Source organism: Acinetobacter sp. 228, from assembly GCF_048147885.1.
This window is the reverse complement of sequence record NZ_JAYWYV010000010.1, coordinates 1-20420: the sequence shown is the minus strand read 5'-3', so window position 1 is coordinate 20420 and position 20420 is coordinate 1. Positions and strand designations below refer to the sequence as shown.

Annotated in this window: 22 protein-coding genes; 4 read left to right on the top strand and 18 right to left on the bottom strand. The window is 43.5% G+C overall.

The features are described from left to right. Positions 1-94: 94 nt before the first annotated feature. Positions 95-661 (bottom strand): RBBP9/YdeN family alpha/beta hydrolase, encoded by a 567-nt coding sequence (locus tag VXQ92_RS09260; protein WP_064097019.1) that lies wholly within the window; start codon positions 659-661, stop codon positions 95-97. Positions 662-812: 151 nt separating this feature from the next. Next, a complete protein-coding gene (gene ffh / locus VXQ92_RS09255) occupies positions 813-2219 on the bottom strand; it encodes a signal recognition particle protein (protein WP_005247147.1) in 1407 nt (468 codons plus the stop codon). A 138-nt stretch (positions 2220-2357) separates the two neighbouring features. On the opposite strand from ffh, the gene VXQ92_RS09250 reads away from it, so the two are divergent. Next, on the top strand, positions 2358-3167 hold the full coding sequence (locus tag VXQ92_RS09250) for a cytochrome C assembly family protein (RefSeq protein ID WP_064097021.1): 810 nt from the start codon (positions 2358-2360) through the stop codon (positions 3165-3167). 60 nt (positions 3168-3227) lie between these two features. Here the strand turns inward: VXQ92_RS09250 and VXQ92_RS09245 are convergent, their stop codons facing one another. Next, positions 3228-3989 (bottom strand): class I SAM-dependent methyltransferase, encoded by a 762-nt coding sequence (locus VXQ92_RS09245; protein WP_416681188.1) that lies wholly within the window; start codon positions 3987-3989, stop codon positions 3228-3230. Positions 3990-4200: 211 nt separating this feature from the next. On the opposite strand from VXQ92_RS09245, the gene VXQ92_RS09240 reads away from it, so the two are divergent. After that, positions 4201-5136: a tRNA-dihydrouridine synthase gene (locus VXQ92_RS09240; RefSeq protein WP_416681187.1), complete on the top strand. Its 936-nt coding sequence runs from the start codon at positions 4201-4203 to the stop codon at positions 5134-5136. A gap of 52 nt (positions 5137-5188) precedes the next feature. On the opposite strand, the gene VXQ92_RS09235 is transcribed toward VXQ92_RS09240, so the two are convergent. The 4 genes from VXQ92_RS09235 to rpe all read right to left on the bottom strand — a co-directional run bounded on the left by VXQ92_RS09235 (position 5189) and on the right by rpe (position 8079). After that, positions 5189-5851 carry a nuclease-related domain-containing protein gene (locus VXQ92_RS09235; RefSeq protein ID WP_064101813.1) on the bottom strand — a complete coding sequence of 221 codons (663 nt, stop codon included), beginning with the start codon at positions 5849-5851 and terminating at the stop codon, positions 5189-5191. A 34-nt stretch (positions 5852-5885) separates the two neighbouring features. Beyond that, positions 5886-6368 carry a methylated-DNA--[protein]-cysteine S-methyltransferase gene (locus VXQ92_RS09230; RefSeq protein WP_416681186.1) on the bottom strand — a complete coding sequence of 161 codons (483 nt, stop codon included), beginning with the start codon at positions 6366-6368 and terminating at the stop codon, positions 5886-5888. 73 nt (positions 6369-6441) lie between these two features. Next, entirely contained in the window at positions 6442-6759 is a 318-nt protein-coding gene (sugE, locus tag VXQ92_RS09225) for a quaternary ammonium compound efflux SMR transporter SugE (RefSeq protein WP_064101815.1), read from the bottom strand. Between the two features lie 633 nt (positions 6760-7392). Next, positions 7393-8079, bottom strand: a complete 687-nt coding sequence (rpe, locus tag VXQ92_RS09220; protein WP_416681185.1) for a ribulose-phosphate 3-epimerase — start codon at positions 8077-8079, stop codon at positions 7393-7395. 168 nt (positions 8080-8247) lie between these two features. Here rpe and VXQ92_RS09215 point away from each other — a divergent pair, with 168 nt between their 5' ends. Then, positions 8248-8532 (top strand): DUF2218 domain-containing protein, encoded by a 285-nt coding sequence (locus tag VXQ92_RS09215; protein ID WP_064101817.1) that lies wholly within the window; start codon positions 8248-8250, stop codon positions 8530-8532. 1 nt (position 8533) lies between these two features. On the opposite strand, the gene VXQ92_RS09210 is transcribed toward VXQ92_RS09215, so the two are convergent. The 9 genes from VXQ92_RS09210 to VXQ92_RS09170 form a co-directional block, all read right to left on the bottom strand. Beyond that, positions 8534-9604: a M48 family metallopeptidase gene (locus VXQ92_RS09210; RefSeq protein WP_416681184.1), complete on the bottom strand. Its 1071-nt coding sequence runs from the start codon at positions 9602-9604 to the stop codon at positions 8534-8536. Between the two features lie 11 nt (positions 9605-9615). Continuing rightward, entirely contained in the window at positions 9616-10716 is a 1101-nt protein-coding gene (locus VXQ92_RS09205; protein ID WP_416681183.1) for a YjgN family protein, read from the bottom strand. Positions 10717-10836: 120 nt separating this feature from the next. Further along, positions 10837-11673 carry an S-formylglutathione hydrolase gene (gene fghA / locus VXQ92_RS09200; protein WP_416681181.1) on the bottom strand — a complete coding sequence of 279 codons (837 nt, stop codon included), beginning with the start codon at positions 11671-11673 and terminating at the stop codon, positions 10837-10839. Between the two features lie 43 nt (positions 11674-11716). After that, entirely contained in the window at positions 11717-13099 is a 1383-nt protein-coding gene (locus VXQ92_RS09195) for a C13 family peptidase (RefSeq protein WP_416681180.1), read from the bottom strand. Between the two features lie 120 nt (positions 13100-13219). Next, entirely contained in the window at positions 13220-14041 is an 822-nt protein-coding gene (locus tag VXQ92_RS09190; RefSeq protein ID WP_416681179.1) for a class I SAM-dependent methyltransferase, read from the bottom strand. After that, positions 14035-14859, bottom strand: coding sequence for an undecaprenyl-diphosphate phosphatase (locus VXQ92_RS09185; RefSeq protein ID WP_064101820.1), 825 nt, complete (start codon positions 14857-14859; stop codon positions 14035-14037). Before VXQ92_RS09185 ends, VXQ92_RS09190 begins: the two co-directional genes overlap by 7 nt. A 16-nt stretch (positions 14860-14875) precedes the next feature. Beyond that, on the bottom strand, positions 14876-15541 hold the full coding sequence (gene tsaB / locus VXQ92_RS09180; protein ID WP_064097034.1) for a tRNA (adenosine(37)-N6)-threonylcarbamoyltransferase complex dimerization subunit type 1 TsaB: 666 nt from the start codon (positions 15539-15541) through the stop codon (positions 14876-14878). A 142-nt stretch (positions 15542-15683) separates the two neighbouring features. Further along, positions 15684-16211 (bottom strand): gamma carbonic anhydrase family protein, encoded by a 528-nt coding sequence (locus VXQ92_RS09175; protein WP_416681255.1) that lies wholly within the window; start codon positions 16209-16211, stop codon positions 15684-15686. A 17-nt stretch (positions 16212-16228) separates the two neighbouring features. After that, a complete protein-coding gene (locus VXQ92_RS09170; RefSeq protein WP_416681178.1) occupies positions 16229-16843 on the bottom strand; it encodes an NUDIX hydrolase in 615 nt (204 codons plus the stop codon). A 123-nt stretch (positions 16844-16966) separates the two neighbouring features. Between VXQ92_RS09170 and VXQ92_RS09165 the strand changes: the two genes are divergently transcribed. After that, positions 16967-17515, top strand: a complete 549-nt coding sequence (locus VXQ92_RS09165) for an NUDIX hydrolase (protein WP_171255272.1) — start codon at positions 16967-16969, stop codon at positions 17513-17515. A gap of 56 nt (positions 17516-17571) precedes the next feature. On the opposite strand, the gene VXQ92_RS09160 is transcribed toward VXQ92_RS09165, so the two are convergent. Further along, positions 17572-19500 (bottom strand): hypothetical protein, encoded by a 1929-nt coding sequence (locus VXQ92_RS09160; RefSeq protein ID WP_416681177.1) that lies wholly within the window; start codon positions 19498-19500, stop codon positions 17572-17574. A gap of 20 nt (positions 19501-19520) precedes the next feature. Beyond that, on the bottom strand, positions 19521-20420 hold a 900-nt coding region (gene filE, locus VXQ92_RS09155), incomplete at its 5' end, for a putative pilus assembly protein FilE (protein WP_416681176.1).

Genomic DNA, 20420 nt, shown 5'->3' with positions numbered 1-20420 from the left:
TTTTAAACAGTCTGGAGATGGAATTCAAGTACCTTTTTGAACACCATCTCATGTTGAGTTTTAAAATTTAGCGAATACAATAACATGCCTAAATTTAAGATTTAATCAGATAAGGCTCGATTACTTTCCAGAGCTCCGGCAGATCAGTACAGCCTTGTGAATCAATAAAATGTCCGTGATGCTTGGCATTCACCACAATCGCATCCAGGCTGTCCGCCTGTTCCAGACTAAATTCTGGTGCAACTCGGTCATCTCCTTCGGAGTAAATCACCACACGCTCTGCAACCTGTTGTTTGAGTAAATCAAAATCGATATCCGCGGCATCAATAAAAGGGTTTACTTCATCCAGACGACCCAGCCGGCCATTAAATCCTGCGATCAATACCAGTTGCTGAATTTTCTGCTGTTTTAATTCTCTGGATAGGTAATGTAATGCGGCTACAGTTCCCAAGCTATGTGCAATAAAAATACTGTCCTCATCAATTGCATCAATCTGTTCACGCATTTGCTGATCCCAAGTGTCCAGTGTCGGTGTAGTTGATGGATCCAGCCGGAGGACTTTTAAACTGACATTTTCCTGTTGGGCTTTTTCCTGAATCCATGGGTACCAGTTTTCTTCCGGGCTTGCAGTATAACCATGTACGACAATTACTTGGTTCATTTGAAATTTCTCTTTATTTTGTGCTGATATTCCCGAGTCTGCCTGATTAGATTTTTATTTTGGGTAAGTAAATGTTGTTTTGTTTAAACCAGTTTGACCATCTATTCGCAATAAAAAAAAGGCGCATATTGCGCCTTTTTTAAAACAAAACTTATTTCTTGTCGTTGCCGCCGAACAATGGTCCCATACCACCGCCGCCGCCAAACTGTTTCTGCAGACCGCCGAGTGATTTCATCATTTTTGCCATACCGGATGGATTGGCAAATTTTTTCATCATCTTGGCCATCTGCGCATGTTGCTTGATCAGCTTGTTGACTTCTGCCACTTCCATACCACAACCTGCTGCGATACGTTTTTTACGGCTTGGGTTCATCAAGTCTGGATTACGGCGCTCTTTCAGGGTCATCGACTGGATAATCGCTTCCATTTTCTTGACCTGCTTTTCAGGATTGGCTTGCGCCAACGCATCTTGCAGACCGGCATTGCTCATGCCAGGAAGTTTGTCCAGGAAGCCCATCATGCCGCCCATTTTGTTCATCTGCTCAAACTGCATCAGCATGTCTTCAAAGTTGAAGCTGCCGCCTTTTTGCAGTTTTTTCGCCATTTTTTCGGCTTTTTCTTTGTCGACCTTGCGTTCAAGTTCTTCGACCAAAGAAAGTACATCACCCATACCGAGAATACGCTGTGCAACACGCTCAGGATGGAATGGCTCCAAGGCATCGAGTTTCTCACCCATACCCAAGAATTTGATTGGCTTGCCGGTAATCGCGCGTACTGAAAGCGCTGCACCACCGCGCGCATCACCATCAGTTTTGGTCAGGATCACACCAGTTAAAGGCAAGGCATCGTTGAATGCTTTCGCGGTGTTTGCCGCATCCTGACCGGTCATGGCATCGACCACGAACAGGGTTTCAGTCGGGTTTATCGCAGCATGCAGCTCTTTGATTTCACCCATCATGTCATCATCGATATGCAAACGGCCTGCCGTATCGACAATCAGCACATCGGCAAACTGGATTTTTGCCTGTTCAATCGCACGATTGACAATCGTAATTGGTTTTTCGTCTGCGCTGGATTCCAGGAAAATCGCACCGACTTCACCCGCGACAGTCTGTAGTTGTTTGATCGCAGCCGGACGATATACGTCGGCAGAGACCATCGCTACTTTTTTCTTTTGACGTTCTTGTAAGAAGCGTGCAAGTTTCGCTGCAGTTGTTGTTTTACCTGCACCCTGCAAGCCTGCAAGTAGGACAACCACAGGTGGTTTTGCAGCGAGGTCGAGGCTTTCATTGGCCTCGCCCATCATTTTGGTCAATTCGTCATGAACGATTTTGACAAAAGCCTGCCCAGGAGATAACTGAGTCATCACTTCCTGGCCCAATGCTTCTTCCTTAACTTTCGCGATGAATTCACGAGTTACAGGTAACGCAACATCGGCCTCAAGAAGCGCCATACGCACTTCACGTAACGTATCTTTAATATTGTCTTCGGTTAGCTGCCCTGAGCCAGTAACATTTCTTAAACTCTGCGTGAGTCGTTCTGTTAAGGTATCAAACATTGCAAAATCCGCTTAAAATAGCCATGAGCAAAAAATTGTTTCTTAAAATAGAAAATTTATGCATAGAATGCTATAGGATACTGTAGTTCGCAGCGAATTTATATAAATGAATATTCATCACCCTTAAAAAGGTTTGACATGGTTAGCCTCCCCTTGGTTTATACGATCTTAGCATTAGTCGCTTATACCGCTTCTTTCTGGTATCTGTTCATTCATTTAATGTCTAAACGTACTCCTAATCAATGGTTTGTTTCGCTAACTGCACTGCTTGGACTGAGCCTGCATGCACTGGTGTTATATGGTGATATGCATACTCCGCTAGGCATCAATTATGATGTCTTTTCCCTGTTTTCTTTTACCTCGGGTTTGATGCTGCTGCTCAGTATTATTTACAGTACTTATCGTCCGATTATTGCCCTGAACCTGATCGGGATTCCAGTGGCTGCCACAGGTTTGATCCTCGGTTTTGTCTTTACCCAGCCAGCTAAAATTATTATTCAGAACTCTCTAGGCTTGGACATTCATATTATTTTGTCTTTGTCTGCTTATGCAGTATTGCTCATGGCAACCATTCAGGCTGTAATTTTACGTTTTCAGGATCGTGAGCTGAAAAAGAAGCACAAACGCCGGGTTTGGGTCAGTTTGCTACCCTCTTATCAAGACATGGAATCACTGCTGTTTGATATGCTGATGACCGGTTTTGTTTTACTTACCCTCGCTTTGGGCTTTGGCTTCTTTACCATCGACAATTTCTTTGCTCAGCATCTGGCACATAAAACTGCGTTCAGTATTATTTCCTGGCTGGTTTATGGTTCACTATTAATCGGACACTGGAAGTTTGGCTGGCGTGGCCAGAAAGCCGTGCGCTTTACCCTGCTCGGTTTTGGCTTGCTGGCACTGGGTTTTATTGGGTCTAAATTTGTGCTGGAAATGATTCTAGGGCGATAATTCTGAGCCTTGAAATATTCAATTCATTGTCCAATAAACAGGCTTTAGCTTGAATATTCTTTAAACGGTGATACGCCCCACACGCACCGACAATGGCCAGCGAATCACTCTAGGCAATTCTGGATCTTCCCATTCTGGCAATAAGGCATCTGCCAGTACGTTCAGTGGATTATGTCCGAGTGCTTTAGTGGCAGCTTTCACGGCTGACCAGGTACTCATATAACCTATTAACTGATAAAAGTTCCATTCAACCTCTAATACAGGTGGCTCAATCGAAATTTCCTGAAATGGAAATGGTAGATTTTTATATCCTTCATCTACATGGCGACGTTCAGGCGGCCAGTACGGTACAAGCGTGACTTCATAAAAATGCTTAAAATAATGATTCAGATGCGGCTCATCCACACTGAACACGCCATAGCTAATTAAAGCCAGAATGACATTGGGCCGGGCAATACGGCGAACTTCTGCGTAGAATTTTTCCAGATCGAGCCAATGCGCTGCTTGAGCCACTGAAATCAGATCAATACTCTGGTCAGCACACGGGATCTCTTCAGCGAATGCCTGACCATACTGAATTTTTGGATGTGGTTTGGCCTGGGCAAGCTGTTCACTACTCGCATCAATCGCCATCACCTGATCAAAGTAATTCGCCAAAACTTCTGAAAGCTGTCCAGAACCACAGCCGACATCTACAGCCAATTTGGTACTTGGTGATAGCTCTGCCAATAGCTTTCCCAATGCATCCGGATAATGCGGACGAAACAAGGCATAATCCTGTGATTGCTGGGAGAAATGATCCTTGAAATGAGGCTGTTCCATACTGCCACCTGATATATTTATGATTCTTTTCAATATAGCTATTCATCTTTAAAACTCTATTATTTTATTGTGCCGAAGACAGCTGCTTTATTAATATCTCCTAAATCCCTTCTCACCCTCTCTCCCCTTTATGAAGCGTGAAATTTAGACTACCTGGACATTCAGGCTAAAAAAACGTATAACACCGTTTTAAATTTACAGGTGTGCACCGTTGAAACTTGTGCTTGCTCCCATGGAAGGCTTAACCGATCCGATTATGCGTGATGTACTAACATCCGTAGGTAGCTTTGACTGGTGTGTGACCGAGTTTATCCGTGTCACCGATTCCATTCTGCCCGACCATATTTATCACACATACTGTCCAGAACTGTTGAATGATGGCAAGACGGCGGCAGGTACACCGGTACATGTGCAGTTTCTGGGAAATAATCCGGAGATGCTGGCAGTGAATGCCGCCAAAGTGGCAGCCATGGGCGCACCGGCAATTGACATGAATTTTGGTTGTCCGGCCAAAACCGTGAATCGTCATCGCGGCGGCTCAATCCTTTTAGATGAACCCGAGGTCGTACATGAGCTGGTTAAAGCCGTGCGTGATGCCGTTCCTGCGCATATTCCAGTTTCCGCCAAAATGCGTCTGGGTTATATGGACCGCAATTTTATGCTGGAAAATGCGCATGCCATTGAAGATGCAGGAGCTTCATGGGTTACGGTACATGCACGTACTAAGGCCGATGGCTACACTCCGCCAGCATTCTGGGACCAACTACAACCGATTCGTGAAGCACTCAAGATCAATGTGATCGCCAATGGTGAAATCTGGAACAATGCCGATGCCAAACATTGCCGTCTGGAATCTGGTTGCGAAGACCTGATGATTGGCCGTGGTGCAGTAACCACACCCGACCTGACCCAATGTATCCGTCAAAATTCGGATGCACCTTTGATGAACTGGAATGAACTGCTGCAACTGCAAATTCGTTTTATCAACGGCCCAGCCAAAACTGAGATCGGTATGGTCGGTCGTTACAAGCAATGGCTCGGCATGATGTCGAAACATTATCCTGAAGCCAAAGCATTATGGGATGAAGTAAAACGAATTAAAGTTCTAGCCGAAATTACCAAAAAACTGAAAGCTTCAAATATTTAAAACCCAAAAGCCTTTGAATCATTCAAAGGCTTTTTTATGGGCTCATAAAAGCTTATGACTGCTTACGCTGCTTTAAACTTTCTACGTGATCCCGATTGGTTTTCCAAGATTTTTCTAAAACTTCTTTTTCTAGCCGCAGTTGTATCCGTTTTAATTTCATTTCAGAAATCATCTGCTGATCAAAACTTTTCACATAGTCGGTCCAGCCTGCCCCCCGAAATACATGATTTGGCATCGGGGTTTTAAACACGGCATCCGGCATAAATACAATCACAAAATGCAATAGATCTGGTTCCAAAATATCTGCTAACAGCTGCTCCAATACTTTGATGTGCTTATAGTTCTGATGAATCGGATTCTGAAATTTATAACTGTTTCTATAGATTTTCTGGGTCCAGGTTTTTTGTCGCTCGTTTCCAAATATCCAGCCTTTATAGTTTTTGGTCTCAATCACAAATATTCCGTAAGGACTTAATAACAGATGATCGATCTGCGTGGTCGCGCCCATTCCGTCTGGAAGAGTCAAATCATTGAGCAGAATATATTGAGGATCTTTTAAATACAGTTTGACATGAGCAGCAACCGCAAATTCTCCTAATTTCCCTTTTAAAAATGGCTTGAATAATTTAAAAATCATCACGCCAAAGAAAAGCAGAAGAATCCACCCTAAGCTGGACCAGAGTGGACTTAATAGCTGTATCGTAGAATGCTCCATATTCTAATTTTCATTTATTTTAAGTATTTAAATATTAATGCGTTCGCTCAATATTTAATAGGATTTCTTTTTTATCCAAACCACCGGCAAATCCTACCAGCTTGCCACTGCGACCAATCACCCGATGACAGGGTGCAATAATCGAAATCGGGTTTTTGCCATTGGCTGCACCCACGGCACGTACCGCCTTGATATTACCCACCTGTTCAGCAATGTCGCGATAGCTTCGTGTTTGTCCGTAGGGAATATTCAGTAGAGCCTGCCAGACTTTTTTCTGAAAATCAGTACCGGCAAAGTCCAAAGGCAGGTCAAAAACATTGCGCTGACCAGCAAAATATTCCTGAAGCTGACGTCTGGTTTCAATCAATACCGGGTGCTGCGGATTTTCAACCAGGGGCGCCAGTTTCACCCGATTCGGCTGTTCACAATCCCAAAGCACAGCTACCAGCGCGGTTTTATTCGCGACCAGTCGTAACTGTCCTACCGGAGAATCCATATAGAGATAACTTAAGTTCATGATGGCGCCCTGTCCCAATCACTATAGTTCATTTTCTATATTAACCCAGTTCACCGAGATAGACAGAAACAAATTATGAAGAGGATACTTTCATCAAAACCAGACCGGAAATGATGAGTACAGCAGCCAGCATACGCAAGGCAGAAGCAGGTTCACCCAGAACCCAAATACCGATGAGAAATGAACCCACTGCACCAATCCCGGTCCAGATCGTATAGGCTGTACCTAGCGGCAAAGTACGCATCGCATAAGCCAGCAAAGCAAAACTCAGCACCATGAAAACAATGGTAATGATACTGGGGGTTAAACGAGTAAAACCTTCAGACAGCTTCATCGAATAAGCCCAAACGATTTCAAAAATACCTGCAAGAATAAGTACGATCCAGGCCATGCAGCCCTCCTCCTTTTATATAAGAATCAGGCCGTCCTGACGATTTTTCCTGTAAATTTTGCACTGCAATCCACAAGGGAGGTCGTTCCTCCTCAATATCCAGATATAGAAATTTTATTAATTCGCGTGCTAACAATGTGGTCATTGTTACAAAACATGCCTTTTAGAGATACAAATTAACTTTGTCTTACTCAAGTCTTCACGACATTCTTATCTGCTCTGGTTATGGTAGAGACTAAAAATGGTAAGTTAGTATAGTTCCATACTCGGGCAGTTGAATTAATAACAATTAAATGAGAGTTGCTCAGAATGTTAAGTTATACACATTAATTAAATTCAAACATTTTAGGGATAAATTACATGATTAAACATAAATTCGTGAGAGATTGATCATTTTTTACTTGGTTGAATTATTAACTCTTGATTAACAAATAACCACCAAACATAAGGGTTATATGTAATAAAAAGAACCCAATTTGAGTTCTTTTTATACAAATATTGTCTAAATTGCAATCAACCACGGTACAAATGATTACATTTTATGCAACATATCCATATGGTTATCAACATAGATATCTACACACTTATCCATAAAGTTATCCACATATTTATGCGCATCTGATGTTTTAGCGATTAGAGTTGAATCTGCCCTACTCTGGCTAACTCTGCACGCATTTCATCAATCACAGCTTTATAATCTGGCTTGCCAAAAATAGCTGAACCTGCCACAAACATATCGGCGCCCGCTTCAGCAATTTCACGAATATTACTCGGCGTAACACCACCATCGACTTCCAGACGAATATCACGACCTGAAGCATCGATCAGTTGACGTGCCTGACGCAATTTATCCAAAGTCATTGGAATAAATTTCTGTCCACCAAAGCCCGGGTTTACACTCATGAGCAGGATTTGATCGACTTTATCCAGTACATAGTCCAGATAATGCAGTGGCGTTGCCGGATTAAATACCAAGCCCGCTTTGGCACCACCCGACTTGATCAACTGTAAAGAACGGTCAATATGATCAGAAGCTTCCGGATGGAAAGTAATGATGTCGGCACCCGCTTCGAGAAAATCCCCGATCATGCGATCTACCGGCTTAACCATCAAATGCACATCAATGGGTGCTTTGATGCTATATTTTTTCAAAGCCTTACACACGCCAGCACCAAAAGTCAGATTCGGCACGTAATGGTTATCCATAACATCAAAATGGACAACGTCTGCACCTGCGTCCAACACGTTCTCGACTTCTTCGCCTAGACGGGCAAAGTCAGCAGACAAAATAGAAGGGGCAATTAAATAAGACTTGGACATGGAGAACCTGGCTCGTTGAAATTGGATTTTTCCCATTATATCAAATCCGCTCCGGCTACTGTGACTTCGATGTTGCAAGAATAAAACGCTATGTAACGCTTTGCGGCTTATGATTCCACCCATGACTGGTTTAAAGTACAGGGGAATGATTACAAGTATAGAAGATCAATGAAGAAAAGTACTGCCCATATCCAGACACAACAAGCCTCACGCGTTGCCAAACGCCTGGCCAATCACTGGAAACATAAATTCAATATTGATGAAAATGAATCAGCTTTTCTGATTCATTTTCCAAGTGCGGAAGTGAACCTGGCGCCAGAAGCAGAGCATCTTACTGTAACGATTCAAAGTAACGATGACGCTACTGATCTGAATAAACTTGAAAATGTTGTGCTGGATCATCTAATCCGTATGGGCCAAGAACCACTGGAAGCAAATTGGCAACGTGATTAACTCAATCACGACTGACTGCTTGCTTAGACATTTTTGCATCAAAGGCATGAATACGCTCGATACGTTCCTGTTCTTCGGGATGCGTATTCAGCCATTTTTCAAGTTCAATCTGAATTACCAGCTCATCTTTTTTCGGCTGTGATAAACGCAGGTTTTCCACCCGTTGCAAGAAATTGGATAAATGAATACTGGAAATGCCGCGTCCGTGTAAATGTTTCATGGCATAGTCGTCTGCATCATATTCCAGATGTTTTGAATAATCAGCATCACTTAACTTCACTGCAGCTGCAGTGAGCATACTGCTGCCATCCTGGAAAATCATTTCCCATGCCATCGCGACACTGGATGCTGCAATCAGCTTTTGCATGGCATGCTGGCGTACAATATGACCTTGTTCATGCGCCAGTACTGCAAGTACCTCTTCTTCATTTTCTGCGATCGCCACCAATTCATCCGTGACTAAAATAGTATTGTTCGGAATCGCCAAGGCATTGGCGCCCAGCTCTTTACCTTTACGGAAAATCAGTTTAGCAGGCGCATGCGGATTTTCAGCAATTTCCTGTTGAAAACGCTGACGTATGCGACTTTGATAATCAGCACTTAAAGCAGACACTTCCGTTCTTTTCACCAAATTTTGTTCAGTAACATCACCAATGCGCTGTACCGTATTGTCTGGTACCCAGGCTGCAACTTGTTTGGCACCCCACGGAATCACCCATTTCACGACACTAAAGATCATGACCAAAGCCAATACTAGCAAGGTGAGCAACTGCGCAGGCGAGCGCTCCAATTGCCATATTGCTTCATAAATAGCTTTTTGTGGTTTGGCAAACCAATGTGGTACACGGCCAATAAACTCAATACGTGCATCATTCGGAAGTTCTACAATCGCAGGTCGACGGCCCACAGCACCAATAAAAGCCATCATTTTATAAGGAATCTCTACATCCCGGTTTTCGTCATCGATATAACTTAATTGAATGAGGTGCTGATCAAGGGGGCGGATTAAAGCGGGATGTGCTATTGCAGAGCTACCATCATAATAAAGCACTTCAACAGGTCTTTTTTGCATGATGATTTCCCCTACAATGATGCATCAAAATCAAACATAGAACTGAATTCAGCTGCCAGGGAATTAGGGTCAGGCTGCAACATATTTTGTAATTCGTTAGGGTCATCCAAGACAAAGAGTTCCAACATACTGGTTTTATATTGATAAAAACGGATGTCGGCCCATGCGGATAACAGGCCCAAACTGATAATTTTTAATACCCAGTTTGACAAAACAATCCATGCATAACGCCATGGATTGGCACGTGTTTTAAAAAAATTCTCCCCTAGAAACAGATTGTTCCATGTGGTGATATAGATCCGTGCCAACATGATCGGTAAGATAAAAATCAGGCCAATGACCCACAGCAATAATAAAATCACAATCAACAAGTCATGTTCTGAGTTTGACGATTGACTTGCATCAATCAGGGCCACCATCGCAAAGCTAAAAGCCAGCATCAACAGTAAAGGTCGATAGACAGCCGACATATAGTTTTTGTGGGTAGCGTTCAAGCGAAATTTAAATTGTCCCAATTGTAAATGATCGAAGCAATAATGCTTATAGAGCCAAATTAAACGAGGTAGCAAAATAAATATACTTAAGAGAGTCTTGATTACCTCGACACTCAATAAGCGATATAAATATTTGTTTTCACCATAGAAATAAAAACGTGTATTGCCAAATTTGGTGTTGCGACTCCTAAATTTAAGCGTCAGGCGAAACAACCACGGTACCGCCATATACAACATGCCCAAGCCCAGAGTGGCCAACAACACCGAGTAGTTCGACACCATCAAGAACACTATATAAATTTCCAGGGCTAAAAGCCGGCCAAGAAAAATCTTGCTGGGTAAACCGGTAAAATCAAAGCGACGCTGCAAAAATTCGGTATTGCCATAAAAATAACGCTGACGACGCGATTTCGCCCAAGGTGAATACAAGGTCAAGGTCAATACCGTCAATAAAATATTACTCAACCAGATACCAAAATATTCCGAGGTACTACCATGAAACTTGAATTCATATCGCTGATATTTCGGTCTGACCGAAGGCGTGGCTTCAGTCGAAAAACTTGAAGCAGCTGAAAATAATGGCTCACTGACACGAATACCGCCTGCTGTCTGCTGCATGACGACCCCAATTTTTTATACTTTTATACACCTGATATTAAAAGAAAAACCCCCAGAATGTAAAAACATTTTGGAGGTTTTTTAATCTTTTTAGCGCTATTACATCTTTGCAATACCGATTTAAGGATTTAACTGCACGGCATGGAATTGCAAATGGTCATCTACAAAACTTTGAATAAAGTAATACCCATGATCATAGCCCTGATGTTCACGCAAAGTTAAGGGCTGGTTCACGGTATCACAAGCCTGCTGAAACAAGGCTGGATTGAGCTGACTATAAAACTGGTCTGAGAACCCCTGATCAATCAGGATATCATTGAACAATGCGCCTTTCTCCTGAACCAAAGCGGTCGCATCATGCTTGAGCCATTCTTCACGGTTTTCACCCAGATAATTCGAGAACGCCTTGTCGCCCCACGGGCACTGGCTTGGCGCACAAATGGGTGCAAAGGCTGAAACAGATTTGAATTTTTCCGGATATTTAAATGCCAGGGTCAAGGCGCCATGCCCACCCATAGAGTGGCCAAAGATGCCGATTTTACTGGAATGGATCACGAATTCCTCAGTGACCAGTGCATAGAGCTCATCCACAATGAAGCTTTCCATCTGGTAATGTTCAGCCCACGGCTCCTGGGTTGCATTGATATAGAAACCCGCACCCTGACCAATATCCCAGTTGTCGCCTTCTGCCACGCCTTCACCACGTGGTGAGGTATCCGGTGTGATTAAAATTAACCCCAATTGTGATGCCAGGCGCTGGGCATGTGCCTTGATGGCAAAGGTTTCTTCAGTACAGGTCAAACCTGCCAGATAGAATAATGCCGGACAGCTATGACCTTCCAAGGCTTGAGGCGGCAGATAAATTCCAAATTTAGTCGGGGTTTTAAGATAGCGCGAATCAAAACGATAAATCCGCTGTTCACCCTCAAAGCTTCTATTGTTCTGTATAAGTTCCATGGCTATTCCTTATTATTGCAGCCGATCTATTGGGGATATTGGGCTAGGGAAACTGTATCGTGGTGCTGTTCTGGGGAAATAAACGCTGCTCCAGTTGAGGCAACATCAATTCCATATTCTTGCCAATCACCCATTGCGGTTCTGAAGGTTCGAAGCCCTGGACTGCCTCCCATTTAGCTACCGTAGTTTTAGCCTGTTCAAAAGAGGCTTTTAGACTATTATTTTCACGCATGGCTTCATCAAATAATGCCCGGCCAAAATAGGTATAATCCGCTTCATTGGAACAGCCAAAAGACTGGCGGTCAGCTGCTGAGGCAGTGATAATCAGGGTATTATCATTCTGCAAGGCAGAAGCAAAACTGCCCGAGAAACAGGCTGAAATCACAATCACCCGCCAGCGGATTCCGGATGCATCCAAGGTATCACGCAACCATTTTGGATCGACTTGTGCCAGATCCAGCGGAGCATTTTCCATTTCGAACACATTTGGCAAACCGTGAGAAGTCATATATAAAAACAGCACATCACTTTCACGGTTCATCTGCTGCCCCATACGGCGCAATGCCAGTTCCATACTGGTTCTGGAAGCAATCGGTACGGTGGTACGTGTCGCCGGATGATTAACCAGGGCAATGGATCGGCCAAAAGTACCAAAACGGGTATCAAACTGTTCTTTAATCCGCTCGACTTCAGAATAGAATACATCCTGATAGCTGGCTCCAGCCACCCCCATGAAATACCAGTGCGACTGTGCAAATTCACCATATTCAATGTTTTCCAGCGCTTTGTTCAGCAGAACCGGCTGGGCATAGAATGCATCTTCAGCAAAACTTGGTGGAATTTCTTCAACTTTCCAGATGGGCTGATCTTTGACTGAAATCTGCCAGACTACAAGGGTAAACAAGGTCGCCAGCATGATCAGTGCACGTTCCCACCACGGCCATTTTAATTCACGCGAGATGACCCAGACCACTGCCAGACTTTGCCAGACAAACAGCATGACAAAGAGCGTTGGAATATAGTCATAGAGGATATATGGCAGGTAATCCAGATCACCCAGATACTGGATCAGGCACTGGAACAGCATGATATGGGTATCTAACACCAGCCATAATAGGGCCGGTACCAGCATCAGGCGTGGATTATTGACCCGTTGCGAAAGAAAAATACCAACAATCAGGGCAATAAAAGGCCATAGCGCATAACTGATCAGGCCTTGAGAGTTAAAATCTCCCATACGGCCTGAACTGAGCCAGCTAAATAAACTGTTGGCACAACCTCCCAAAATACCCCAGAACACCAGTTGCATGATGGATGGACGAACCAGCTGTAAAGAACGCCGAGATCCCAAAAATAACCACATCCCGGCAGTTTGGTTGCTTTTAAAATCGTGCCAAAAATTAATGGAGGGTTTAAAGTCGATCATAGGATGTCAAGGAGATAAGTGGTTCGCCAATGTGCTGAATAAGTTTATGCTTGATAAGCATTTAATCAATGTTAATTTTAAATATATAACAAATCTTTGCTTAATAAAGAAGCCATTCTCCTATTCAGCTACAAGTTCATGCTGAAAATACGCATCAAAGCGACAAGCATCACCTTGCCATTGATGATTAGGTTCTTTTCCGGCCAGAAATACCGCCAGACGCGGACGCTTGACCACGACACGCCTGCCAATTTTTTGTGCCAGTTCCAGAAGATTATCGCCCAGATCCATTTCACCATCTTCAGGCAATAACATATGTAACAGCTGCATCTGTTTTTTGACCTGTGCCTGTTTTTTGACTGCCTGCTGGTTTTGGTCACGCTGAGGGAACATCGGGTCAAGATAAACCACATCAACAATCTGCTGCTGCTCGGCCTGCTGTTTTAAATAATCGGCTGAATCTGAAAATACCAAATGAATCCGGGATACGACCTGACTCAGGAACGCATCCGACTGGGCACGTGTATGGCTATCTTCCAGCAAGGTGAATAAAATCGGATGCCGTTCAACCAGGGTGACTTTCGCGCCTAAATGTGCCATCAACAGACTGTCATGTCCCAAACCTGCAGTAGCATCAATCAGGCTCGGCTTCTCAGCTAAATTACAAGCGCGTGCAATCATTTCCGATTTTAAAGAAGCCCGTTTTAACCGTCCGGTTTCCGCTCGCCAGTCTGGTTGCATTTTCATACCATTGGCACATAACCAGAGTCCGTCAGCATCAACACAAAGGGCCAGTTCAGGATTTAAACGGAAAAAACGTGCATTGAGTTTTTCAACGTGTTCAATCTCGACCACTACCCCACGAACAGAAAGCACAGCCTTGAAGTGCTGTGCTTTCTCTTGATAGTCAGATTCGGCATATAAGCGAATCGTGCTTACCATAATTTCCAACCTGTATAGGCAAATAATAAAATCAGCAGACCTGAAACAATACGGTACCAGGCAAAGATCATAAAGTCGCGCTTGGCCACATATGCTACCAGCGCACGGATGAGTAACAATGCCGAAACGAAAGAAACCAGAAGCCCGACCGCAATTACGGTCCAGTCTTCAGTGGTATTTAGAACATCATAGCTTTGATAAAGATCGAGCAGGCCAGCACCAATAATCACCGGAATACCCAGAAAAAATGAGAACTCAGTTGCGGCCTTGCGTGATACGCCCAGGAACATCGCACCAATAATGGTCGCACCAGAACGAGACGTCCCCGGTATCAAGGACAAGACCTGAATCAGACCAATCCAGCACGCATCTTTAATGCTGAGCTCTTCAACTTCATGGACACGCACTTGAGGTGGATTCTTTTCAATCCAGATAATAATCAGACCACCAATAATCAGTCCCATGGCGATGGCAATATCATTGAACAGAAACTGCTTGACCGTTTGGCCAAAAGTCAGACCAATCAATACAATCGGGATAGATGCCAGAATCAGACCTATACCTAGACGGCGACCTTGTGGCTCACCACTGACAATCCCGGTCGCTGCTCCCCAAAGACGTGCCCAGTATTCATAAATAACTGCAGCAATTGCCCCCATCTGGATTGCGATGACAAATACATCACTCTTTTCCTTGGTCCAGAAATTCATTAATTCTGATGCCAAAATCAAATGGCCGGTACTGGAAATAGGCAAAAACTCGGTAATGCCTTCGACAACACCCATGAGAGCCGCTTTGAGTAGCAGTAAAAGATCCATGCTTTATCCTAGTTAATTATGCTTTACCTTGTTCTGGAATTTTTTTCCATGCGTTATCACGTAAATATACCGGTAATGCCAATTCTGCACTGACCCAGTTTTCGGTTTGTGCTGCTACACGTGCGATGCTGGCAATATCCTGTGCGGTCGCGTGCACATTTTTATAAATTGACGTTTCACTTTGTACCAGTTCAGCTCCTGAACCGACCGGAGTATACTTTACTGCCTGACGACCCTCAGCATAATTTAACAGTTGCTCATCATCGACCGGCTGCATAATTCCTTGGGTATCCAGTTGATAGCTCGCGATATAGACTTCGCTCATGCGAGCATCCAACACGGCAGACACTTCAGTCAACCCGTGTAAGCGGTAGGCGGCTTGAGCCAAAGCCTGCAAAGTCGACACCGGAATCACTGGCAAATCATTGGACCAGGCCAGAGCCTGAGTTACAGCAGCATTAATCCGCACACCACTAAATGAACCCGGACCACGACTAAAGGCAATCGCGGTCAAGTCAGCAATGTCCAGTCCAAGATCTCGCAGACCTTGTTCAATCATCGGAAGAATCGTTTGCGTTTGTGCCCTGGCGCGCGCATCAAGCTGAAAAAATAATTCTTGTGTATCATCGATTACAGAAACGGAACACTGCTCATTGGCAGTCTCCAATGCCAGCACTTTCATGCACAACCTTAATTCAGAGAATATAAAAACGCGCATATGATACTCCACTCATATCCGCTGCGCGAGATTTTCCCGAAACAGATACAAAAATGCCTAGAAAATCTAGGCTTATAATTCAGACTATAGAATAAAGAAAAGTACCCTAAAGTTGCACTTCTTCCAAGTCCTGAAAGTTTTGAAAATGCTCGGCATAATGCATGGCACTCATTTTCAGTTTTTGAATACTGTCATCATCCAGCGTTTTTACCACTTTACCGGGTGAGCCCATCACCACAGAATTGTCTGGAATCACCTTACCTTCAGGAATCAGAGCATTGGCACCAATAATACAATTCTTGCCAATCACGGCATGGTTCAGAATAACTGCCTGAATTCCGATCAGGCTATTATCGCCAATGGTACAGCCATGCAGCATGGCCTGATGGCCGATTGTCACATAATCACCAATGTGCATCTCAATGCCTGCATCCGTATGCAACACTGCATTTTCCTGCACATTGCTAAAGTCACCCAATTTAATTTTACTGTTATCTGCACGTACTACAGCCCCAAACCAGACACTGACTTGGCGCCCCAGTTCAACTTGTCCAATCACGGTTGCCGTTGGTGCCACCCAGCCATCCCAAGGCTGATGTGTAGCATTAGGGGTATAGTCCTTAAATTTATACAACATTGATAAAATCCTGTTCAATGGTTAAAAAAGTTTGGAGATTTAAAGGCCGGCGAATTCAGCAAAAATGGCCAGTCTTTCTTATAATCCAGTCCATACTGGAACAGAGAAATCAGCATACGTGCGGTCAATCCCCAGACCACTTCATTTTCTACCCGCATACTCGGAAAATATAAAGATTGCTGGGCAAAACGGACTTCATAGGGCGTGGGCGTCACTTCAAGCAAATGCTGCAATGAAGCAAAGAAAATCCGGTCAATTTCTGTTGGCTGTGGAATCAGTTGCACTTGCGGAGGAATCAACCCCACAATCGGCTTGACCAGCATACCATTTCGGGCTTTTTGCATGGGCAAATCACCCATTAAATGCACATCAAAGGGGTTCAATGCCGTTTCTTCATAGGCCTCTCTTAAAGCCACTACAATATTACTGGTATCTTGCGGATCACGCTTCCCCCCGGGAAATGAGACTTCTCCAGCATGATTATTCAAATAGGCTGAACGGCGTGTCAGCAATACTTTGGGGTCAGCTTCATCTGTAATTGCAATCAACACGGCAGCATGCGCAGATCGGATACGCCTGGAAAAACGTAATCTCTGCCGCAACCTTTGTGTCAATTCACATCCATCCATTCTTTCAGCCCTAGCAATGATCATAATTTCATCATAGCTGATTTTTGTCAGGACGGGAGAGAAATGATGCCAAATTTAGGTTTTTCAGTTATCCTGAGCTTACTTTTATCATTGATGATGAATATGAACTTCTGTGTGAATTGTGGACATAAAACCACAGCTAAAATTCCTTTGGGCGATCAGCAGATTCGCAGCGTGTGTGATTCATGCGGCTCTATTCATTATATTAATCCGAAAGTCATTTGTGGTGCTTTGGTCCTGTTCGAAAACAAGGTGCTGCTGTGCCGTCGTGCCATTGAACCACGTTACGGCTTATGGACGTTACCTGCCGGCTATATGGAACTGTTTGAAACCATGGAGCAAGGCGCGGCACGGGAAACCCGTGAAGAAGCTGAAGCTGAAGTAGACATTGAACAGCTGTACTGCATGTATAACATTCCGCGTATTGGTCAGATTTATGTACTGTTTAAAGCCAATCTGATTGATGGAAAATTTGGTGCGGGTGAAGAAACCATCGAAAGCCGTCTATTCGATGAAGCGGATATTCCCTGGACTGAACTTGCCTTCCCGAGTGTAGAACATACCCTCAGACATTATTTTGAAGACCGGAAAAATAATACTTTCCCAATGCATCTGGAAACCTTAGGCACACGTCTAGACCATACCGGCTAAATTCAGCATGCATAAAAAATCCCACACTAAGATGGGATTTTTTATTTTTAAAAATATTATTTGGCTTTGACTTGATAACAATCTGCCAGCTTAAACTCAACAGACCCACCATTTAGTTTAGCCAGTTGAGTATCTGCAGGCGTTAAATCCTTATTATTGTTATTATAAACTTTCTGAAAACTGGCATAGGTATTGGCCCACTGCACCTCTTCACCTACCGAATTCAGGAAAGTGACACGTCCAGTCTGGCCAACATTGCTATTCAATACATTAGACAAATTAAGCAATGCGCCACCGATCACAATCGAATCCTTTGGATCCGTTGAGGACTGGATACGCGAGTCAAGCCCAACCAATGCACCATTTAAGTTGCCAAACTTTTCATTGGCCAGAATCAGGCGCATTGATACCGCTTTATCGACAACAAATGCACGACCTAAAGTGCCAAGTCGGTATTGCTGTACACCGTTGATTAACAGGTTACTGCCTAATACATCTCCCTGGCAACCTGCTACCGGGTCAGTTGCCAAATTGCTGGCAGATTGCATATTGGTACGTACATCCCCATTACTGTCAATCACAATTCCCAAGGTAATTGGATTCACTGTGCTCTCGGTAAATTTAAACTCCAGATTGGCGTACATTGGGAAAATATAACTCTGCCCAGGTTCTACGTTCTCCGCTGTTCTAAAGATCTGACGATCCAGATAACTAATCGGGAAAATCTTGTAGAGGTCAAAGCTTCCAGCATAATTCTCATTATCAGCCGCTAAGCGCCATAAACCCAAGTTGGCTCGGTCAGAGGCATCTAGTACCGTTTTGTCAGTTACTTTTTTATAAAAAGCTTCATTACCTGCGATCACATAATCATTCAATAATTTGCCTTGGTACAGTTCAAGCGGATTACTAGAATTCGCCACATTCAGGCGATAAGGCGTAGTGATGGTTTTTCTGGTTGGGTGAATCCAGGAACTTTGTGGATCTGCAGTCATCTGTACCGGCTTCACCTTACGGATAAGCTGAGCATTAATGCCCCCCAAGGAAGATAAATTTTCTGTCGCCATTTTTAACTGTGTATCACGCCATTGCAGGCCACTACCAAAGGTATAGCCTTGGCGATCGGTAATCAGCATAAAATGGCCAAATAAATATTTGGTATTTTTATTTTTAATATCACATGGACTTAGGTTACAACCTACCAGTCCATCTGAACCCGACAGATTAGTACCAATTACACCTGAAGTTGAGAACAATGAAAACTCTGGCTGATACACGGCTGCATTGGCAATCGTTACCAGTTTTTTAACTGTGGCAAAAGCCACCTCATCAGTAATCTGGCTGACATCCACAAAATCTTTAATTTTCTTTTCAAAATCAGTATCAGTCAGGCTGATATTTCCGCTGGTTTTTGCCAGGTCTTTGCGCATCTCTTCGGTAATATATAAAGGCTGTACATCCGATGGATTTACAATACGCCCTTCTTGTAGCGCCAAAGCTTGTAAAATTTTAACCAGACGCATAGCCACCTGAACGGTAGGGTCTGTAGTGACCAAATCACCTACTCGGCGTCCGGTAATCCCACTTGCAATATCAATTACACTTAAACGCGGCAACTGGGTCTGGGCATTAAAAATGGCATAGTCGCTCAGTTTAATTTGCCCTAAATTGATCTTGTTTGAAGCAAAACTTTGAATATAAAATTCAATATTATCTGTCTTTGTACAGGTTCCGGAAGCTACACCATTTTTACTATCAAATAATGTAATAAATGTATTTTCTGTATCACTACTACAGTTAAAGTTCAGACCATCGAGTGGATATTCCAGTCCCCATTCCACACAGTTGGTGGTACCGGGAGTACACGTACCATTGGTCGTGGCTTCATCATTTTTTTCTGGAATAACGTTGGCACTTTCCCCACCGCAACCACCGAGTGTGGCCAAAAGTGCAGTTACAGCAAATGGGTATAATAATTTATTTTTCATTTTTTATACTCGAATAGTCCTTATCGAATAGCGACTAATTTTAGTTGTCCATGATTTGTCAGCATCTTGTCTTCGACATCTATAGCTGAGGCTAAAGGTGTCAATAATACGTATTCAGTTTTTGCAGGTATCTGCAGGATCCCTTCAATATGTTCATGTTGAATAATATTCGCCGGCCCTTCCTGATTTTTAAAACCGCCAGCGCCTTCCAGCACACAGCCACGATTGTCTAAAAATACAACAAAAGGCCAATAATAAGTTGGATTTTTTTGGCTTGAAGCATAAGAGTTAATCTGAATATTTTTAATATCAGATTGAAGTTTCACCACTTCAAAATCAAATTCGTCTGCTTTAAGAGGCACACGAGGCCACAGATTGATCGCTTTTTTAAAGCTGATTTCTTTAGCATTTTTAATTTTTTTATCGTTAAAACACTGTTTCCCTAAGCTATCGATGGTTTCAGGCTGTGATATACGATAATAACTTTGTGCCAGTACCACAGGACCAAAATCTAGCTCTGGCGTTTGAAACAGGGCTTTTAACAGGGATTGCCCGACCCCTTTTTCACGCTCAATCGTCTGGATCCGCGTAGTTCCCATATTTTTGTCTACCACACCTTCAGGCATGCTATAGAAACGTTTTTTACCGTCTACATTGAATTCTTTATTTTCCAGATATTCACTATCCACATATTCAATGCCTTCTATCTGGCTAAATCCGGGTTTTTGCACAGTTGCTGCAGAAGATTTAAGGCCAGTATTAGCAATTTGAGGAACTTGAGCTTGTGATTCAGACTTCAATCGCGTTTTAGACTGCGTCCGTTCTGGGGCAATAACTGGTTGTACTGGTTGTACTGGTTGTACTGGTTGTACTGGTTGTACTGGTTGTACTGGTTGTACTGGTTGTACTGGTTGTACTGG

Excerpts from the sequence above, each read along its gene's own strand:
- VXQ92_RS09260 (WP_064097019.1), bottom strand. The coding sequence starts at position 661 with ATGAACCAAGTAATTGTCGTACATGGTTATACTGCAAGCCCGGAAGAA.
- ffh (WP_005247147.1), bottom strand. The coding sequence starts at position 2,219 with ATGTTTGATACCTTAACAGAACGACTCACGCAGAGTTTAAGAAATGTT.
- VXQ92_RS09250 (WP_064097021.1), top strand. The coding sequence starts at position 2,358 with ATGGTTAGCCTCCCCTTGGTTTATACGATCTTAGCATTAGTCGCTTAT.
- VXQ92_RS09245 (WP_416681188.1), bottom strand. The coding sequence starts at position 3,989 with ATGGAACAGCCTCATTTCAAGGATCATTTCTCCCAGCAATCACAGGAT.
- VXQ92_RS09235 (WP_064101813.1), bottom strand. The coding sequence starts at position 5,851 with ATGGAGCATTCTACGATACAGCTATTAAGTCCACTCTGGTCCAGCTTA.
- VXQ92_RS09230 (WP_416681186.1), bottom strand. The coding sequence starts at position 6,368 with ATGAACTTAAGTTATCTCTATATGGATTCTCCGGTAGGACAGTTACGA.
- sugE (WP_064101815.1), bottom strand. The coding sequence starts at position 6,759 with ATGGCCTGGATCGTACTTATTCTTGCAGGTATTTTTGAAATCGTTTGG.
- rpe (WP_416681185.1), bottom strand. The coding sequence starts at position 8,079 with ATGTCCAAGTCTTATTTAATTGCCCCTTCTATTTTGTCTGCTGACTTT.
- VXQ92_RS09215 (WP_064101817.1), top strand. The coding sequence starts at position 8,248 with ATGAAGAAAAGTACTGCCCATATCCAGACACAACAAGCCTCACGCGTT.
- VXQ92_RS09210 (WP_416681184.1), bottom strand. The coding sequence starts at position 9,604 with ATGCAAAAAAGACCTGTTGAAGTGCTTTATTATGATGGTAGCTCTGCA.
- VXQ92_RS09205 (WP_416681183.1), bottom strand. The coding sequence starts at position 10,716 with ATGCAGCAGACAGCAGGCGGTATTCGTGTCAGTGAGCCATTATTTTCA.
- fghA (WP_416681181.1), bottom strand. The coding sequence starts at position 11,673 with ATGGAACTTATACAGAACAATAGAAGCTTTGAGGGTGAACAGCGGATT.
- VXQ92_RS09195 (WP_416681180.1), bottom strand. The coding sequence starts at position 13,099 with ATGATCGACTTTAAACCCTCCATTAATTTTTGGCACGATTTTAAAAGC.
- VXQ92_RS09190 (WP_416681179.1), bottom strand. The coding sequence starts at position 14,041 with ATGGTAAGCACGATTCGCTTATATGCCGAATCTGACTATCAAGAGAAA.
- VXQ92_RS09185 (WP_064101820.1), bottom strand. The coding sequence starts at position 14,859 with ATGGATCTTTTACTGCTACTCAAAGCGGCTCTCATGGGTGTTGTCGAA.
- tsaB (WP_064097034.1), bottom strand. The coding sequence starts at position 15,541 with ATGAAAGTGCTGGCATTGGAGACTGCCAATGAGCAGTGTTCCGTTTCT.
- VXQ92_RS09170 (WP_416681178.1), bottom strand. The coding sequence starts at position 16,843 with ATGGATGGATGTGAATTGACACAAAGGTTGCGGCAGAGATTACGTTTT.
- VXQ92_RS09165 (WP_171255272.1), top strand. The coding sequence starts at position 16,967 with ATGAACTTCTGTGTGAATTGTGGACATAAAACCACAGCTAAAATTCCT.
- VXQ92_RS09160 (WP_416681177.1), bottom strand. The coding sequence starts at position 19,500 with ATGAAAAATAAATTATTATACCCATTTGCTGTAACTGCACTTTTGGCC.